General features: G+C 68.2%; 16 protein-coding genes. 1 reads left to right on the top strand and 15 read right to left on the bottom strand.

Annotated elements, in window-relative coordinates; translation table 11 throughout:
* Positions 1 to 355: 355 nt before the first annotated feature.
* The 15 genes from AC56LG_RS17810 to AC56LG_RS17880 form a co-directional block, all read right to left on the bottom strand.
* A complete protein-coding gene (locus AC56LG_RS17810; protein ID WP_497167406.1) occupies positions 356 to 1,756 on the bottom strand; it encodes an MFS transporter in 1,401 nt (466 codons plus the stop codon).
* Positions 1,757 to 1,816: 60 nt separating this feature from the next.
* On the bottom strand, positions 1,817 to 2,368 hold the full coding sequence (locus AC56LG_RS17815) for a DoxX family protein (protein ID WP_497167407.1): 552 nt from the start codon (positions 2,366 to 2,368) through the stop codon (positions 1,817 to 1,819).
* A gap of 47 nt (positions 2,369 to 2,415) precedes the next feature.
* The gene (locus AC56LG_RS17820) at positions 2,416 to 2,901 is read right to left on the bottom strand and encodes a hypothetical protein (RefSeq protein ID WP_497167408.1); all 486 of its coding nucleotides are present in this window, start codon (positions 2,899 to 2,901) and stop codon (positions 2,416 to 2,418) included.
* Positions 2,902 to 2,967: 66 nt separating this feature from the next.
* The gene (locus tag AC56LG_RS17825; protein WP_497167409.1) at positions 2,968 to 4,023 is read right to left on the bottom strand and encodes a DctP family TRAP transporter solute-binding subunit; all 1,056 of its coding nucleotides are present in this window, start codon (positions 4,021 to 4,023) and stop codon (positions 2,968 to 2,970) included.
* 106 nt (positions 4,024 to 4,129) lie between these two features.
* Positions 4,130 to 5,623: an MmgE/PrpD family protein gene (locus AC56LG_RS17830; protein WP_497167410.1), complete on the bottom strand. Its 1,494-nt coding sequence runs from the start codon at positions 5,621 to 5,623 to the stop codon at positions 4,130 to 4,132.
* A 29-nt stretch (positions 5,624 to 5,652) separates the two neighbouring features.
* Entirely contained in the window at positions 5,653 to 5,838 is a 186-nt protein-coding gene (locus AC56LG_RS17835; protein WP_497167411.1) for a hypothetical protein, read from the bottom strand.
* Complete coding sequence (locus tag AC56LG_RS17840; protein ID WP_497167412.1) at positions 5,838 to 6,359, bottom strand: hypothetical protein; 522 nt, start codon at positions 6,357 to 6,359, stop codon at positions 5,838 to 5,840. Before AC56LG_RS17840 ends, AC56LG_RS17835 begins: the two co-directional genes overlap by 1 nt.
* A gap of 88 nt (positions 6,360 to 6,447) precedes the next feature.
* Positions 6,448 to 7,575 carry a porin gene (locus AC56LG_RS17845; RefSeq protein WP_497167413.1) on the bottom strand — a complete coding sequence of 376 codons (1,128 nt, stop codon included), beginning with the start codon at positions 7,573 to 7,575 and terminating at the stop codon, positions 6,448 to 6,450.
* 191 nt (positions 7,576 to 7,766) lie between these two features.
* The gene (dmpG, locus tag AC56LG_RS17850) at positions 7,767 to 8,801 is read right to left on the bottom strand and encodes a 4-hydroxy-2-oxovalerate aldolase (protein ID WP_497167414.1); all 1,035 of its coding nucleotides are present in this window, start codon (positions 8,799 to 8,801) and stop codon (positions 7,767 to 7,769) included.
* A gap of 29 nt (positions 8,802 to 8,830) precedes the next feature.
* Positions 8,831 to 9,790 (bottom strand): acetaldehyde dehydrogenase (acetylating), encoded by a 960-nt coding sequence (locus AC56LG_RS17855; protein ID WP_497167415.1) that lies wholly within the window; start codon positions 9,788 to 9,790, stop codon positions 8,831 to 8,833.
* A 23-nt stretch (positions 9,791 to 9,813) separates the two neighbouring features.
* Entirely contained in the window at positions 9,814 to 10,614 is an 801-nt protein-coding gene (gene mhpD / locus AC56LG_RS17860) for a 2-keto-4-pentenoate hydratase (RefSeq protein ID WP_497167416.1), read from the bottom strand.
* A 37-nt stretch (positions 10,615 to 10,651) separates the two neighbouring features.
* Positions 10,652 to 11,788 carry a CaiB/BaiF CoA transferase family protein gene (locus AC56LG_RS17865; RefSeq protein WP_497167417.1) on the bottom strand — a complete coding sequence of 379 codons (1,137 nt, stop codon included), beginning with the start codon at positions 11,786 to 11,788 and terminating at the stop codon, positions 10,652 to 10,654.
* A 29-nt stretch (positions 11,789 to 11,817) separates the two neighbouring features.
* Positions 11,818 to 12,990, bottom strand: a complete 1,173-nt coding sequence (locus AC56LG_RS17870; protein ID WP_497167418.1) for an acyl-CoA dehydrogenase family protein — start codon at positions 12,988 to 12,990, stop codon at positions 11,818 to 11,820.
* Positions 12,991 to 13,024: 34 nt separating this feature from the next.
* Positions 13,025 to 14,221 (bottom strand): Rieske 2Fe-2S domain-containing protein, encoded by a 1,197-nt coding sequence (locus AC56LG_RS17875; protein WP_497167419.1) that lies wholly within the window; start codon positions 14,219 to 14,221, stop codon positions 13,025 to 13,027.
* A 20-nt stretch (positions 14,222 to 14,241) separates the two neighbouring features.
* A complete protein-coding gene (locus tag AC56LG_RS17880; protein ID WP_497167420.1) occupies positions 14,242 to 15,168 on the bottom strand; it encodes an SDR family NAD(P)-dependent oxidoreductase in 927 nt (308 codons plus the stop codon).
* Between the two features lie 245 nt (positions 15,169 to 15,413).
* On the opposite strand from AC56LG_RS17880, the gene AC56LG_RS17885 reads away from it, so the two are divergent.
* A complete protein-coding gene (locus AC56LG_RS17885) occupies positions 15,414 to 16,613 on the top strand; it encodes a flavin reductase (RefSeq protein WP_497167421.1) in 1,200 nt (399 codons plus the stop codon).
* Positions 16,614 to 16,676: the final 63 nt, after the last annotated feature.

Below are 16,676 nucleotides of genomic sequence, written 5' to 3' on the forward strand. Positions count from 1 at the left end.
AACGCGTGGGCGCCGCCGAGAGCGCGGGTGCGCGCAGGGTCGTCGATCCGCCCACCCTACGCCGCCCTGGCATGCCGCACGCGTACGCTGCTGACCGGCAGGGTGGGCGGCTGCACCCGGCTGCCCGCGTGCACGCCGCACTTGCGCCGCCCACGCGTTCAACCAGCTGGAGAAACCTCGCGCCCATGCCGCCGAAGAACAGCGCCACCAGCCGGTTCCAGGCCTCGGCACCGGGCAGGAAATGAGGATCGTGGTGCTGAAGTCCGCCGTCTTCTACTGACGGGCGGGCGCGCCACGCGGCGCGCCATGAAAAACGGACCCGCGCGGGGTCCGTTCTTGCCACTACCGAAGGCGCTTAACCGGCGCGCGCCTTGCCGATGCCGCCACGCAGCGCCTCGGCTTCGGCCTCGGCCTCGTTCGCCTCGTCGGTACCTGCCGTATGCACCGGCAACTCCTGGTCGAAGCGCTCGGCGCTGAAGTAGAAGGCGATGGCGCTGACGATGCACAGGCCGCCGAAGAACAGCGCCACCAGCACCGGGTCGGTGCCGCCGCGCATGGCCAGCAGGGCCGAGGCGATCAGCGGCGCCGTGCCCGAGCCGATGGTCGAGGCCAGCTGAAAGGTCACCGCGATGCCGCTGTAGCGCACGTCGGCGGCGAACTTCTCGCCCATCCAGGTGTTGACCGGGCCGCCCATCATCGCCTGCACCAGCGGCAGCGCCAGGATCAGCGCCAGGATCAGGGCGCCCAGGCTGCCCTGGTTCACCAGCAGGAAGATCGGCCAGGTGACGGCGACGCCGAGCAGCGCGCCGGTGATCAGGAGCGGGCGGCGGCCGTAGCGGTCCGACAGCGCGCCGAAGCACGGCATGGTGAAGATGTGCAGCAGGTTCGCCACCGTCATCGCCAGCAGCGCGTCGCTGCGCGAATGGCCGACGGTGACGGCGTAGTTCAGCAGGAAGGCGGCGGCGAAGGTGGCGAAGGCGAGCGGCGCCAGGCCGCCGATCACGCCCGACAGCACCTGGGCGCGGTTGTGGCGGAACACCGTCACCACCGGCAGCACGCTGACCTTCTTGCCCGAGGCCAGGCGCTTCCTGCGCGCTTCCTCGAATTCCGGGGTTTCCTCGAGCTGCATGCGGATCACGACGCCCAGCACCACCAGCAGCGCGCTCAGGAGGAAGGGCACGCGCCAGCCCCAGTCGAGGAACTGCTCGTTCGGCAGCTTCGAGAACATCATCATCACCAGGGTGCCCAGCACCGCGCCGCTGGGGCCGCCCGAGGCGACGATCGAGACCGCCAGCCCCCGTCCGCCGGGCTTGGCGTGCTCCATCGACATCAGGGTCGCCCCGCCCCACTCGCCGCCGATGGCCAGGCCCTGGATCAGGCGCAGCACGACGAGCATGACCGGCGCCCAGATGCCGATCTGCTGGTAGGTCGGCAGCAGGCCGATCAGCACGCTGGCGCCGCCCATCATCATCAGCGTGATCATCAGGATCTTCTTGCGCCCGAGGCGGTCGCCGTAATGGCCGAACACGACGGCGCCCAGCGGACGCGCGAAATAGCCGGCCGCCAGCGTGGCGAAGGCCGACAGCGTCGCCGCCGCCGGGTCGAGGTTGACGAAGAAGATATGGGGAAAGACGATCGCCGCGGCGACGCCGTAGAGCAGGAAATCGTAGTACTCGAGCGTGGTGCCGAGGTAGCTGGCGATGATCGCGCGGCGCCGGCTCTTGATCTGGGTATCGGTGCTTGAATGGTCAGCCATGGTCATGTTCCGCAAATGTGGTGAATGGAATATCGGATGCAGCAGGTGGGCGCGCGCGCGTCATTGCGCGCCGTTGTCCGGTTCCCGCGGCTTCTCGGAAATCGACGGCAGCGCCTTGAAATCGGACGGCGTGCCCATCGGCGCGTGCATGCGCAGCATCGGCAGGTAGTAGCGGATGTACGCCAGGATCAGGATCAGGTTCAGGTACAGGCACCAGACCGACATATAGGTGCTCAGGATGCGGTCGTAGCGCAGGTTCAGCACGATGGAATTGTGGAACACCATGTACGAGACCGGCAGCGCCGCGGCCAGCGCCAGCGGCACGAACACGTTGAACACGAGGCACAGGCCGACGACCAGCTCGACCGTCTTGACCAGGTCGAACATGCCCACTTCGAGCAGCGAGACCAGCATCACGTTCGACGGGTGCAGGGTGCCCAGCGGTTGCGGGAAGATCGGCACATGGCCGAAGACCGACAGCAGGTGGCTGGCGCCGCTGACGATCATCCAGGCGCCGAGCATGATGCGGCAGAAGACCAGCACCAGCTTGCCGATGAAGCGCAGGTCGAGTTTGTTGGTGCGGTCATGCACCGCGGGAGTGGATATTGCCATGCTGCGTGTCTCCGGTTAAAACTGTTTTTGTGATGGATGGGGCGATGCTATGCCCTGGGCGCGAGGCCCATGTCGAGCGGCTTGCCGAGGGCGCTGGCGGCGCAATCCTGGCCGGCCAGCGGCTGGGCGACCGTCTTGCGCCAGACGATGCGCCCGTTCCCGGTGCGGAACATGTCGACCAGTTCGTAGGCGCCCTGGCCGCCCTGGACGCAATGGTGGACGGCGACGTTGAGGCCTTCGGCTACGACCTGGCGCAGCGTCGAGGCGAGCGGCGCACCGCCCTGGCGGTAGACTGCGTCCGGCGTCAGGTCGATCGTCTTCGGCGTGTAATACAGCTTGGCGGCTTGCGCCGTGTCGCCCTGCCCGTAGGCCAGCGCCATGTAGCCGGCCACGACCTCGCGCGGCATCTGGCCGACGCCGGGGCCGCTGTCGCCGTACCAGCGCGGATTGAAATGCAGGTCCTGCGCGACATACCCTGTCAGCAGGACGCCCAATGCGATCGAGATCGCGTTCAGTTTTTTATCGGTGATCACCGGGGAAGTCTCCTGTTTGCATGCTTGTCGTTTGCTTTGTTTCCCATCGGCGCCGCAGCGCACTTTTCAGCGCATCTGCGCCGTCCCCGCGTCGTACAGTTTCAGCAAGTCCGGGTCGTGGGCGGCGAAATGGCGTGCGCGCAGCGGCGCCGTCAGTGCGCGCAGCATGGCCGACTGCGCCGGCGCCGGCGTATGCACCGCCATGCCGCGGGCGGCCAGGGTGTCGCGCGCGGCGGCGGCTTCGGCGCGCGCCGCGGCGCGCTGCACCCGCCCAGCGTCCACCGCCGCCTGGCGCAGGATGCCCTGCTCCTGCGGCGTCAGTGCGGCCCAGGCCTGCGCATTCGCGGCCAGCACCAGGGCGCTGTAGGAATGGTTGGTCAAGGTGAGCGAGGACTGCACTTCGTACAGGCGCCCGGCCAGGATCTGGGAAATGAAATTGTCCTGCGCCGCGACGCGCTTCGCCTTGAGCGCGCCGTACAGCTCGCCGAAGGGCAGCGCGACCGGATTGGCGCCGAAGGCGCGCGCGGTCTCGACGAACACCGGTTCGCCGATGACGCGCATGTCCACGCCGTGCAGGTCGCGCGCGCCCCGGACCGGCGCGCCCGCGGTGGTGATCTGGCGAAAACCGTTTTCCCACCACGCCAGCCCGACCAGTCCGGCCGGCGCCAGGCGCGCCAGCAGGGCCTGGCCGAAGGGGCCGTCGAGCAAGGCGTCGGCCTGTCCGGCGTCGGCCACCAGGTAAGGCAGGTCGAGCAGTTCGAAGGCTTTCACCTGCGGCGCCAGGCCGGTGCCGGCGACGAGCATCAAGGCCGGCGTGCCGGGTGCGCCCGCCTGCAGGGCGGCGATCTGCGCGGCGGGCGCACCGGGCAAGGCATCGCTGCGCACCTTCACCCGCAGGCTGCCGCCGCTGGCGCGCGCGGCGCTGTCGGCGAAGGCGCGCATGCCCTGGCGCACCGGGTGCTGCTCGGGGAGGTAGGCGCGGTAGTCGGCGATCTCGACCTGGCGCACGGCGGGCGCGGCGGTGACGGACGCGGTGGCGGACGTGGCCAGCGAAGCCAGGGCGCACGCGAATAAAACACGGCGGGCCGGCTGCCCCGCCCGTCGGAAGATTGTCTCCAGCATGGTTCTGTTCTTTCTATTGCGTCTGAAGATTATCATAGTTGCCCATCCTGCCTTCAATGCCGCCCATGGAATGTCAGCTATCCGCGCAGCGCATAGGTGATGAGGGCTAGCCGATCGCCAGCGCGGCGTTCAGGGCCGCCACGTCGGCCTCGGCCTCGAGCTTGTGCAGGCGCGCGACCACGGCATTCGCCTGCGCCCGCTTCATGCCGGCCGCGTCGGTGCATTCGAACACCTTCCTGCGGTATTCCCCGGCCGTCATCGGGTTCTTCGGATCGCCCTTGGCGAAGCGCACTTCCTTGTCCAGGCGGCGGCCGTCGCGCGTCTTCAGTTCCAGGCGCACGAAGCCGGGACCGCCGTCGGGCCGCACCAGGGTCTTGTCCTCGACGGTGACCATGCGTTTGGCGAGCGCGCGCAGGTCGGCGCGGCGCAGGGCCGCATCGGTGAAGTGGCGCAGGCCGACCTCGCGGTCCTGGATCGCCGCCGCCACCATCCACGGGTTGCTGAACTGCGCTTCGACGATCGTTTGCGGGTTCTGCTTCTTTTCCAGCGGCGCGCCGAGCAGCATCATCTCGGCCGGCGGACTGTAGATCGTCACCGTGTCGACGTCGGCGGCGCGGATGTCGTTGGCCTTGACCAGTTCCAGGATGCCGTCGATGGCGACGTGCCCGCCGCGGCAGGACGGATACGGTTTCGGCGCGATGTCGAGCCCGGCGAAACGGCTGCCCAGTCCGCCCAGCAGCGCCTCTTCCGAGTACTTGCCGCCGTGGTACTGCCGGAACAGGCCCTTGACCCCGCCCAGCACCCGGTCGGAACCGATCGCGCCGTGCTTTGCCAGGCGCGCCGACATGATGCCGCCGTAGGCCGCAAAGCCGGCGCCGAGGCGCTTGGCATGGGTGCCGTCGACGCTGGCCTGGGCATTGCCCGACAACTGGTGGTAGGCCAGGCCGACGGCCGAGACCAGCTGCGCGCGGTTCAGGCCCATCAGGCGCCCCGCGACCAGGGTCGCGGACAGGAAGCCATACATCGGGGTCGGGTCCCAGCCGACGATGAAGGGCGACACGCCCGGCGAACCGGCGCGCGACAGGCGGCAGGCGGTGTCGGTGCCGACCGCCACCGCGGCGATCACCTCCTTGCCGCTGACGCCCCCGACATAATCCGCCATCGCCAGCGCCACCGGCACCGTGACGCAGGAAGCGTGCAGCAGCGACGGCTCGTAGGTATCGTCGTACTCGAGCGCGGCAGCCATGGCCGCGTTCAGGCGCGCCGCCTTTTCCGCCGGCAGGCGCAGCTTCGTGCCCAGCACCAGGCTTTCCGCCTTGCCGCCGGTTTCGCGGCTCCAGGCGGCCAGCTGGCGGATGCCGTCGGCGTCCAGCGCCGGCAGCGCGACGGCCACCGTGTCGAGGATCTGGGTGCGGGTGACCGCGACCACCTCGGCCGGCAGCGCCTCATAGCGCGTATCCAGGCAGAAGTCGACCAGTGCGTAGATGGCATCCGGCGCAGCGCCCGGCGCCGGCACACCCTGGAAGGCAAAGGCCGGCGCGGCCCAGCTGGACGCCATCAGCGCCGATAATTGTACAAATTTCCTGCGGCTCGTTTCCATTTTGTCTCCTCGTCTGGATGAATGCGGGCTCAGCGGTGGCGCTTGCCGTCGCGTACCAGCATCCAGACCAGGCCGGCCCAGGAGGCGCCGAAGGCGACCAGGTCGTAATTGCGGATCGGGCGGAAGGTCGTGTAGAACAGGCCGGTCGAGCCGATGTAGGCGGCGGCCGTCAGCAGCAGGCACACGGCCACGGCAATCCATTTGTTCTTGGTCATCAGTTCACCTCGCTATGCATGGAGCGTGCACGCACGCCAGGGTTGTTCTTGTCGATGCGGTCGTCGATGCGCTCGCCGATGCCCGGCTGGTAGGCCTTGCGCCCTTCCCACAGCCACAGCGGTTCGAGCTTCGGCTTGACGGCGGCATAGATCCAGCCGCTGTAGGCCAGCAGCAGCACGCCGTTCATGAACAGTTCCTGGGGGCCGGTGAACAGCTGGCGCGGGGTGGCGACGATGAAGGTGTTGAGCCAGAAAATGTTGACGGTGGCCGGAAATTCCAGGATCAGCCCGAGCAGCGTGTAGCGGTTGAAGAAGATCATCGCGCCGGTGACGATCTCGAGGTACTTGATGAGTTGATACAGGTAGATATTGGCGTTGGCCTGCACCCACTCGCCGCCGACGCCGGGAATCTCGGGCACGTAGCCCGTGACCGCGTAGCGGATACCGGAAAACAGCAGGTGGGCGCCGAAGTACAGGCGCAGCCAGTGGACGATGTAATACCAGGGCGAGTTGTTCGACATGACGTTTCCTCGGGTTGGAGCTTCGATGATCCGGGTGCGCGGGCACCCGGTGCTGCGCGTGAAAGGATTGATCTGACCCGCGGCTGGATCAGAAGCGCCAGGTCAGGCCGGTGGTGACGGCGCTGACCGACTTCCCGGCCTGCGGCACGGGACTCTGGAACACGGCGTAGCGCGCCGCGCCGTCCTGTTCGAGGCGGGTGACGGCCGCCATCAGCATCAGGCGCCGGCTGACCTCGTAGGTGTAGGCCAGGCCATAGTTGGTGGCGTCGCTGTCGGCCGCGCCGCTCGAATAGATGCCGTAGGTGGCGCGCAGCGCGCCGCGCTGGGACACCGGCACCACGACGCCGAACAGCTTCACCGATTCGCTGTTGTCGTTGAGGATGCCGCCGCCGGGCGCGCGCGTCGGGTCGGTCGATTCGCGCCGGATGTAGCTGAAATACGGCTGCACCGGGCCGGCCTGGTATTTGGCGCCAAAGGCGATTTCGCTGTTCGACTCGGTCGCGCGGATGGCGCCGGCGCCGGGCGTGCTGCCGGCCTCGACGTACAGGACGCCGAACTGCAGCGGGCCGGTCACATAGTCGAGTCCCGCTTCGAGCAGGCTCGGCTGGCTGGCCGCGCCTTCGTCCGGGCTATAGGACAGCTTGCCCTGCACGCCGGCCAGGCGCGGCGAGATGTAGCCGACGGTGTTTTCGGTGCGGCCGGTCGGATTGATCAGGAAGCCGGTCGGCGCGCCGCTGCCGGAGGCGACGCCCGGCGCCGGTTTGCCCAGCGTGGTCACCACGCCCCAGGCGTCCATCGCCGGCAGCAGCATCGGGTCGTAGGTCGGGAAGAACGCATAGGTCGGGCCTTCCTGGCGCCCCAGGCGCAGCGCGCCGAAGCGTTTGTTCTCCAGCTCGACGTAGGCCTGGCGGCCGAACACGCGGTTGGGGTTGCCGTTGGTCGAGCTCGAGGTGCCCGAGTCGAGGTTCACGCCGGCTTCGAGGCGGGCGTTGGCATTCCAGCCCAAGCCCAGCGCCTCGCTGGCGAGGAAGCCGATGCGTGAACCGGACCCGCCGGCATGCATGGCGGTTTTCGATTCGCCCGAGGTGCGGTAGTGGGCGAGCGAGATATCGGCCACGCCATAGATTTTCAGGCCGGCCGCGGGGGCGTCGGCGGTCTGGGCAAACGGGGTGGCGGACGCGCACAGGGCGGTCATGCCTGCTACGAACTTCTTCATGCTGTCTCCATCGTTATGGTGCTACTACGCGAATGCCGCCGCCCGTCTGCGCGGGCTGTGCGGCTTGCCTGGCCAAATTTCTTGGCACCGATGCTCTGGAATTTCTGTTCTAGAATTCTCTACGCATGCTGCACTTATTGCAACCCGGAAGGCTGCATCGCAGCTATACGCTTTTTGCATCGGAGCCGGCCTCAGGCCGCGGTCGCCTCGCGCGCCTTGAGCATGTCGAGCGCGACGTCGACGATCATGTCTTCCTGGCCGCCGACCATGCGCCGCTTGCCGAGTTCGACCAGGATGTCGAAGGCCGGCAGGCCATAGCGGGCCGCCGCCGCCTCGGCATGGCGCAGGAAGCTCGAATACACGCCGGCATAGCCCAGCGCCAGGGTCTCGCGGTCGACCCGCACCGGGCGTTCCTGGAGCGGGCGCACGATGTCTTCGGCGGCGTCGATCAGCCGCTTGACGTCGCAGCCGTGCTTCAGGCCCATGCGGTCGGCGGCGGCGATGAACACTTCCAGCGGCGCATTGCCGGCGCCGGCGCCCATGCCGGTGAGGCTGGCGTCGACGCGGTCGCAGCCGTGTTCGAGCGCCACCAGCGAATTGGCCACGCCCAGGCTCAGGTTGTGGTGGGCGTGCATGCCGGTCTGCGTCGCCGGTTCGAGCACGTCCTTGAAGGCCTTGAAGCGCGCCGCGATGTCGTACATGTTCATCGCCCCGCCCGAGTCGACCACGTAGACGCACTGGGCGCCGTAGCTCTCCATCAGTTTCGCCTGCTGCGCCAGCGCCGCGGGCGTGGTCATGTGGCTCATCATCAGGAAGCCGACCGTATCCATGCCCAGTTCGCGCGCATACTCGATGTGCTGCTGCGAGATGTCCGCCTCGGTGCAATGGGTGGCCACGCGCACGATGCGCGCGCCGGCGTCGTAGGCGTTCTTCAGGTCGTGGATGGTGCCGATGCCCGGCAACAGCAGCGTCGCCACCTTCGCATGGCTGATGCTGGCGGCCACCGCTTCGATCCATTCGAGGTCGCTGTGGGCGCCGAAGCCGTAGTTGAAGCTCGAACCGCGCAAGCCGTCGCCGTGCGCCACCTCGATCGAATCGACCTTCGCCGCGTCGAGCGCTTGCGCGATGGCGACCGCCTGGTCGATCGAATACTGGTGGCGCACCGCGTGCATGCCGTCGCGCAGGGTGACGTCCGAGACGTAGATTTTCTTGTCAGTGTCAAACATGGTGTTCTCCGTCGAAGCCTTGTGTAGCCTTAAGCCGCCAGCGGCGCGGCGTTCATGCCGGCGGCGATGCGCTCGGCGGTCGCCAGCGCGGCGCTGGTCATGATGTCGAGATTGCCCGCGTAGGCCGGCAGGTAATGGGCGGCGCCCTCCACTTCCAGGAAGATCGAGACCTTCAGGCCGGCCTGGCGTCCGATGCCCGGCACGTTCAGGGCATTCTCGCCAGCGAAGCGCTCGAACTGCACCTCCTGCTTCAGGCGGTAGCCCGGCACGTAGGCCGCCACCTGCGCGGCCATGTCGCGCACCGAAGCGCGGATCGCGTCCTGGTCGGCATCCAGCGCAGCCAGGCAGTAAACGGTATCGCGCATCATCAGCGGCGGTTCGGCGGGATTCAGGACGATGATCGCCTTGCCGTGGCGCGCGCCGCCGACGTCGACGATCGCATCCGAGGTCGTCTCGGTGAATTCGTCGATGTTGGCGCGGGTGCCGGGGCCGGCCGACTTGCTGGCGATCGAGGCGACGATCTCGGCGTAGTACACCTCGGCCACGCGAGACACTGCCGCCACCATCGGGATCGTGGCCTGGCCGCCGCAGGTGACCATGTTGACGTTTTTGGCCTGCGCGTGCAGGTCGCCGTTGACGACCGGGATGCAGTAGGGGCCGATCGCCGCCGGGGTCAGGTCGATCATGCGCAGGCCCGGTTTCAGGCTGCGCAGGAAGGCGTCGTTCCTGACGTGGGCGGCGGCCGAGGTGGCGTCGAACACGATGTCGATGTCGGCGAAGCCCGGCATGCGCGCCAGGCCCTCGACGCCTTCGTGGGTGGTGGGCACGCCCATGCGCGCGGCGCGCGCCAGGCCGTCGGAGGCGGCGTCGATGCCGACCATGGCGCCCATCTCGAGTCCCTTGCCGCCGCGCAGGATCTTGATCATCAGGTCGGTGCCAATGTTACCCGAGCCAATGATTGCGACCCGTTTTTTTGTCTGCTGATTCATGTGAAAATCCTTGCTTGAGTGCTTCAGTTGCCGAACACGGCGCGTACTTCGCCGAGTCCGTCGATGCGGGCGCTGAAGGTGTCGCCCGGCGCCACCGCCACCATCGGGCCCAGGGCCCCGGTCAGCAGCACGTCGCCGGCGCGCAGCGGGGTGCCGACGCGCACCATCATGTCGGCCAGCCAGACGGCGGCGTTGAGTGGATTGGCCAGGCAGGCCGCGCCGCTGCCGCTCGACACGGTTTCGCCGCGGCGCTCCATCGCCATCGCGCAGTTCACCAGGTCGAGGCGGCCCAGGCGCACCGGGCGCGAGCCGAGCACGAACACGCCCGAGGAAGCGTTGTCGGCCACCGTGTCGAGCAGCTTGATCTGCCAGTTCTCGATGCGGCTGCCGACCACTTCGATCGCCGGCAACGCATAGGCAGTGGCGGCAATCAGGTCGGCGAAGGTATGACGTTCGTGGGTCAGGTCGCGTTCCAGCACGAGGGCGATCTCGGCCTCGACTTTCGGCTGCAGGGTGCGCGCCAGCGGAATCGGTTCGCCGTCGCCGAAGGCCATGTCGGCGAACAGCATGCCGAAGTCGGGCGAATCGACGCCGAGCTGCTGCTGCACGGCGGCCGAGGTCAGGCCGATCTTGCGCCCGACCACGCGCGCCCCGGCCTCGATGCGGCGGCGCACGTTGTGCTGCTGGACAGCGTAGGCGGCCGCCACCGGGTCGGCGCCGCCGGCCGCGGCCAGGATCCGTTCGCGCAGCGGCGCGCAGGGTGCGCGCCCGGTTTCGGCCGCCCACAGCACGTCGGCGATGTCGCTGATCTGTTGTTGGTTCATGATGTCGTGTCCGTCGAAAAGTGGAGGTGGTGGAGGATCAGGCGAGTCCAAACTCGCGCCGGATCGCATCGCTGTGTTCGCCCAGGGTGGGCGCGGCGCGCGTGGTTGGGCCGCGCGCGCCGTCGATCGTGACCGGGCGGTGGATCGCGACCATCGGGCCGTGCTCGGGATGCGCGACTTCGTAGAAGGTGCCGGCCTGGCGCACCTGCTCGTCCTGCATGACTTCGGGCACGGTGTACACCGGCGCCGACGGCACGTCGTGCGCGGCCAGGCGCGCGCACCATTCCTCGCGCCCGCGGCTGCGGAAGGTGGCGGCCGCTTCCTCGTACAGCAGCGCGTAGTTGCGGGTGCGCAGTTCGGCGCTGGCGAAGCGCGCGTCCTCCAGCAGGTCCGGGCGTTCGAGCACGGCGGCGAAGGCTTGCCAGAACTTGTCCACCGACGACAGGTGCACCGTCAGCAGGCGGCCATCGGCGCAGGGGAAGGCATAGGATTGCGAGATCGCCACTCGCGTGCGCGGTTGCGGCGTCACGCCCAGGCGTGCGAACTGGGCGAAGCCCTCGGGCGAAAACGCGATCGACGCTTCCAGCATGTTGACTTCGACGCGGGCGCCCTCGCCGCTGGTGGCGCGCCCCATCAGGGCGCCCAGGATGCCGTAGGCGGCATACATGCCGGTGATGTTGTCGGAAATCGTCGGGCCGTTCATCGACGGCTCTGCCGGATCGAGCATCTGGCTGGCCAGTCCCGACAGGCCGAGGGCGACGGCGTCGTAGCAGGGCCGGTCGCGATACGGTCCGGTGGCGCCGAAGCCGGTGATCGAGCACCACACCAGGCGCGGGTTGAGTTCCTTCAGCCTGGCGTCGGTCAGGCCGAGGCGCGCCATCACGCCCGGACGGTAGTTTTCCAGCAGGACGTCGGCTTGCGCCAGCAGGCGCAGCAGGTCGGCCTTGCCGGCCTCGCCCTGCAGGTCGAGCTGGATGCTTTCCTTGTTGCGGTTGTAGGATGCGAAATGCGGGCTGTAGAGCTTGCCCGCATGGCGGCGGAACGGGTCGCCGCCGTTCGGGTGTTCGACCTTGATCACGCGTGCGCCGAGGTCGGCCAGCATCTGGCCCGCCAGCGGCGCGGTGAGCACGGTGCCCAGTTCGATGACCAGCATCCCGTCGAGGGGGTTTTTCATGTTTTGCTCCAGGCTCGGTCAGCTATCGTTCAGCTGTAGTGTTTCAGGATCTGGCGCGCCAGCGTGGTGCGCAGCACCTCGGTCGGGCCTTCAGTGATACGGTAGCTGCGCAGGTCGCGCCAGAAGCGCTCGATCGGCGTGTCCTCGGTCAGGCCCATGCCGCCGTGCAGCTGCATGCAGGTATCGGCGATGCGGAAGCCCGCCTCGACGCCGAAGGTCTTGATCATGAAGGTTTCCATCTTCGCGTCGACGCCGGCGTCGGTCTTGCGCGCCGCATCGTAGACCAGCAGGCGGGTGCAATACAGCTCGGTGAAGGCGTCGGCGATCATCCACTGCACGCCCTGGCGGTTGGCCAGCACCTCGCCGAAGGTCTTGCGCTGGTGCGCGTATTCGGCGGTGAGCGCCAGGCAGCGCTCTGCGGCGCCGCAGGCATGCGCGCCCTGGCGCACGCGGCCATAGTTGATGTAGCCCTGGGCCAGCGCGAAGCCGCGTCCTTCCTCGCCCACCAGGTTCTCGAACGGTACCTCGACGTCCTCGAAGCTGATCTCGCAGGGCGCATCGCCCATCAGGGTCTTTTCCGAGGTGGCCAGTTTCACGCCCGGCGCATCCATGTCGACCAGGAAGCAGGAGACGCCGCCCCTGGCGCCCTTCTCCGGGTCGGTAATGGCCATCACCACGGCGAAATCGGCCACCGCCGCACGCGTGATGTAGCGCTTGACGCCGGTGAGGCGGTAGCCGCCCTCGGTGCGCACGGCGCGCATGCGCATCATCGACGGGTCGGAGCCGGCGTCGGGTTCGGTCTGGGCGAAGCAGGAGCGCTTGGTGCCTTCCAGGACCGGGGTCAGGTATTTCTCGCGCTGCTGCGGGTTCAGGCCGAGCAGGATCGGGCCGACCATCGGGCCGAACAGGCCGTGGTCGCGCACCCAGGAAGCGACGGTGCTGCGCCCGACTTCTTCCCAGAACACGGCCAGCGCCAGCAGCGGCAAGCCCTGGCCGCCGAACTCCTCGGGCACGTCCATCAGCCAGAAGCCGGCTTTTTTGGCGGTCTCGCGCAGGGTGGCGGCCTGCTCGGGCGGGAGCATGCCGTTCGCGCCGAGGGCGTGTTCGAGCGGGATCAGTTCGCGGTCGACGAAGCGGCGGATGGAGTCGCGAAACTGCAGCAACTCCTCGGGGAGCGAATCATAAGGTGTCAGATCGAGCATGGGGAACCAGTTGTCGGAAGTAGGAAGTCAGGCATCAGGCGCCGGGCTGCTCATTGCCAGGTTGAATTGGCAGCGCCGCGGCCTCGTCGAGCTTGCGCCAGTCCTTGGTCGGCTGGCCGGCTTCCAGCAGCTCGAGCTCGCGGAAGAACAGCTTGCGCAGGGTGACGATGCCGAGGTCGGAGCGGCCCAGGATCTCGTCCTCGCGCGCCGTGATGCGCGCCTGGCCGCGGATCGACAAATAGTCCTGGGCGGCGGTCAGGCCGACGAACTTGTCGTCCGGGTTGTTCCATTCGCGCGAGGCGAACAGTTCGTCGTGGTGCTCGGCCGGATCGTACTTGCCGTACTTGGCGAAGTAGTCGGCGAAGCGCTGGCGCGACTCCTCGCTGGCGCCCGGCTGCTGGCCGTAGATCATGAAGCGCGTCGTGTTCTGTTCGTCGTTTGGGATCATCCACACGAAGACGTCGATCCACGGGTCGTCCGGCGTCAGACCGGGCACGGTGACGTGGTTATTGTTCGGGAAAGTCCAGTCGCTCACGCGCACGTTGGTTTCCGAACGGCGCGCCGTCTGGCGGATGCCGGAACTGGTTTCCTCGTACGACAGCTCGGGGATGGCGCCGGTCACGGCGGCGCCGAACGGACCCACCGTCAGCGCCATGTGCACGAAACTCACGTGCACCGCGTCGAGCGAGTTCTCGACCTGCTGGAACCAGTTGTTGTCCCAGCGCTCGCGCCCGTTGGCAACCAGCGTGCCTTCGCGTTCGAGCTGCAGCTTGCGCGGCAGGTCGAATTCCGGCGCCTCGCCATCGCCCATGTAAGCGAACACCAGGCCCATGTACTCGCGCACCGGATAGGCGGGAATCTGCGTGCGCGGCATGCCGGTGTTGGCTTCGGCCGGACGGTTGACGCAGGCGCCCTTGCCGTCGAACTGCCAGCCGTGATAGATGCAGCGGATTTCCTCGCCCACGATCCAGCCCGTGTGCAGCAGCGTGCGGCGGTGCGCGCAGCGCCCACCCACCAGGTGCAGGGCGCCGCTCTCGCCGCGGTACAGGGTCAGTTCCTCGCCCATGATCAGGAGCGGAATCGCGGCGCCGGCCTGCACGCTTTCGGCCAGCGCCACCGGTTGCCAGAATTTGCGCAGCAGGCGCCCCATCGGTTTGCAGCGGCTGCATTCGGTCAACTGCTTGAATTGCCGGGCGCGTTCTTCGCGCCGCTGGTCCTGGATGTTGATCATGCTTGTCTCCGTAAAAATTGTTAAGAACGCTCGACCGGCTGGCCCAGCAGCTCGGTCAGCAGTTCCTGCTCCACGCCGTAGCGGGTGACGCGGGTGGCGCGGGCGTAGTCGTTGATGGCGAGCGGATCGTGCTTGCCCGGGGTCCAGGTGGGGTACTTGTGGCGCAGGCCGGCGTCGACCGCCATGTCCGAACCGGTCATGCAGGCCGATTCGTCCGAGGCGAGGAAGACCGTGGCCCAGGCCAGGTCGGCCGCGCGCGGGAAGCGCCGCAGCGGCAGCTGGTCGAGGTATTCCTGGCGCGAATAGAAGCCGCGCCGCGCCGGCTGCTGCCAGGCGGGATCGAACATTTCGTCGCGCATCGTGGTCCACAGCTGGTGCTCCATCGAACAGGGCGTGACGGTGTTGACGCGGATGCCGTGGTGGGCCAGGTCCATCGCCGCCGAGCGCGCGAAGTTCAGCAGGCCGGCCTTGGCCGCGCAGTACGAAGCGCCGTCGGCCTCGCCGAAGTGGGCCGCGGTCGACATCACGTGGATGATGCTGCCGCGCGCCCCGCAGGCAAGCATGGCGCGCGCGCCGTGCTGGGTCGCCAGCAGGCCGGCGGTGGCGAAGCTGGCGACCGAATCGTCCCAGTCGTCCATCTGCATGCCGAGCACGTCGTCCCAGTGCACGCGGCCGGCCATGTTCACCACGATGTCGAGGCGCCCGTATTGCGCGACCGTGCGCTCGACGATGCGCCTGACGTCCGCGTCCATGCGCGCATTGCCCACCATGCTCATCGCTTCCCAGCCTTGCCCGCGGATGAATGCGGCTGTTTCGTCGGCCGCCTCCGCCCTGACGTCGCTGACGCACACGCTGGCGCCTTCGCGGGCCAGGAAATGGGCAATGGTGCCGCCGATGTTCGGTCCGGCGCCAAACACGATCGCTACTTTGTTCTTCAGTCTGTCCATGGTCTCACTTCGTCTCAGGTTCTCGGGCCGGCAGCTGCGCCGCCAACGTAGAGCATTGTTAGCGCTCGGCGAAACAGGTACAAGGCGAATACCTTCAAGGCTAATATGCAAAAAATGCATGAATGCCGGAGATTGGAAAAGCCGCAAACTTCTTGAATTATGGTTCTAGAACGGATACTCTTATCCGAGGCCGCCGCCTGGCGCGGCGCAACAAGAACGATTCATGACGAGACAGTGAGGCCCATATGCAGACCCCTACCACAGCGACGCAATTCGACGGCACCCGCTTCCGCGAGGTGCTCGGCAGCTATCCGACCGGCGTCGCCATCGTGACCTGCATCGACGAGAGCGGCCGCCCGATCGGGATGGTGATCGGTTCGTTCACTTCGGTGTCGCTCGACCCGCCCCTGATCGGCTACCTGCCGATGCAATCCTCGCGCACCTTCGCGCGCATGCGCGCCGCGCCGACCTTTTGCGTGAACATCCTGGCCGCCGACCAGGAAACGCTGTGCCAGCAGTTCGCCTCGCCCGCCGAGGACAAGTTCGCCGGCCTGGCATGGCACCCCAGCCCGGCCGGCAACCCGGTGCTCGACGGCGTCGTCGCCTGGATCGACTGCGACTACGCCAGCGTGACCGAGGCGGGCGACCATTTCATGGTGCTGGGCGGCGTGCTGGACATGGCGCTCGAGCGCGACACCGCGCCGCTGCTGTTCTTCCAGCGCGGCTACGGGCGCTTCGCCCCGGGCCCGCTGGTGGCGGTGGCGGAACGCGAAACCATCGAGGCGGTGCGCCTGGCGGAAATCGGCCGCGACGAGATGGAAGCGGTGGCCACCGAACTGCATGCCGAATGCAGCATCGTCGCGGCCGTGGGCGGCGACATCGTCTACGTCGCGGTGGACAATTCGTCGCCCCAGTGGCGCCTGCGCAGCCGGCTCGGCTTCCGAGTGCCGTGCGCGCCGCCGCTCGGCCCGCTGTTCGTCGGCCAGCCCGGCGCTCCGGCCGACGCCGAATGGCTGCGCCGCCTCGGGCGGCCCGACGAGGAAACCGTCGCGCGTTCGCTGGCGCAGCTGGCGCAGGTGCGCGCGCGCGGCTGGTCGATCGCGCTGATGGGGCCGAACGATGGCGAGAACCTCGACGAGATGGTGCAGCTGTATTCCAATCCGCACCGCACCCCGGGCCAGGAGCGGCGCCTGCTGGCGGCGGCGAAGGAGCGCGCCGGCCTGCACGAACCGGCCGAGCTGCGCGAGGACGTGGCCTACGACGTGCGCCACCTGTCGGTGCCGGTGCACGGCGAGGCCGGCCAGGTCGTGCTGGTGCTGCGCCTGGGCGCGCTGCCCGCGGGCGTGCGCCTGGCGCAGATCCGCCTCTGGCTGGCGCGCCTGCAGCAAGCGGCGGCGCGCCTGGAAACCACCCTCGCCGCGCGACCGCAACTGCTGCGCGCCTGAGGCGGCAACCCGGGGACCGCCCCCGGGGACGGTAGAATGCAGGACCACGCAACACCAACCAGG

Source organism: Telluria sp. ZB2R32 (assembly GCF_059685715.1).

Coding starts and splice junctions, on each gene's coding strand:
- AC56LG_RS17810 (WP_497167406.1), bottom strand. CDS start 1,756: ATGGCTGACCATTCAAGCACCGATACCCAGATCAAGAGCCGGCGCCGC.
- AC56LG_RS17815 (WP_497167407.1), bottom strand. CDS start 2,368: ATGGCAATATCCACTCCCGCGGTGCATGACCGCACCAACAAACTCGAC.
- AC56LG_RS17825 (WP_497167409.1), bottom strand. CDS start 4,023: ATGCTGGAGACAATCTTCCGACGGGCGGGGCAGCCGGCCCGCCGTGTT.
- AC56LG_RS17830 (WP_497167410.1), bottom strand. CDS start 5,623: ATGGAAACGAGCCGCAGGAAATTTGTACAATTATCGGCGCTGATGGCG.
- AC56LG_RS17835 (WP_497167411.1), bottom strand. CDS start 5,838: ATGACCAAGAACAAATGGATTGCCGTGGCCGTGTGCCTGCTGCTGACG.
- AC56LG_RS17840 (WP_497167412.1), bottom strand. CDS start 6,359: ATGTCGAACAACTCGCCCTGGTATTACATCGTCCACTGGCTGCGCCTG.
- AC56LG_RS17845 (WP_497167413.1), bottom strand. CDS start 7,575: ATGAAGAAGTTCGTAGCAGGCATGACCGCCCTGTGCGCGTCCGCCACC.
- dmpG (WP_497167414.1), bottom strand. CDS start 8,801: ATGTTTGACACTGACAAGAAAATCTACGTCTCGGACGTCACCCTGCGC.
- AC56LG_RS17855 (WP_497167415.1), bottom strand. CDS start 9,790: ATGAATCAGCAGACAAAAAAACGGGTCGCAATCATTGGCTCGGGTAAC.
- mhpD (WP_497167416.1), bottom strand. CDS start 10,614: ATGAACCAACAACAGATCAGCGACATCGCCGACGTGCTGTGGGCGGCC.
- AC56LG_RS17865 (WP_497167417.1), bottom strand. CDS start 11,788: ATGAAAAACCCCCTCGACGGGATGCTGGTCATCGAACTGGGCACCGTG.
- AC56LG_RS17870 (WP_497167418.1), bottom strand. CDS start 12,990: ATGCTCGATCTGACACCTTATGATTCGCTCCCCGAGGAGTTGCTGCAG.
- AC56LG_RS17875 (WP_497167419.1), bottom strand. CDS start 14,221: ATGATCAACATCCAGGACCAGCGGCGCGAAGAACGCGCCCGGCAATTC.
- AC56LG_RS17880 (WP_497167420.1), bottom strand. CDS start 15,168: ATGGACAGACTGAAGAACAAAGTAGCGATCGTGTTTGGCGCCGGACCG.
- AC56LG_RS17885 (WP_497167421.1), top strand. CDS start 15,414: ATGCAGACCCCTACCACAGCGACGCAATTCGACGGCACCCGCTTCCGC.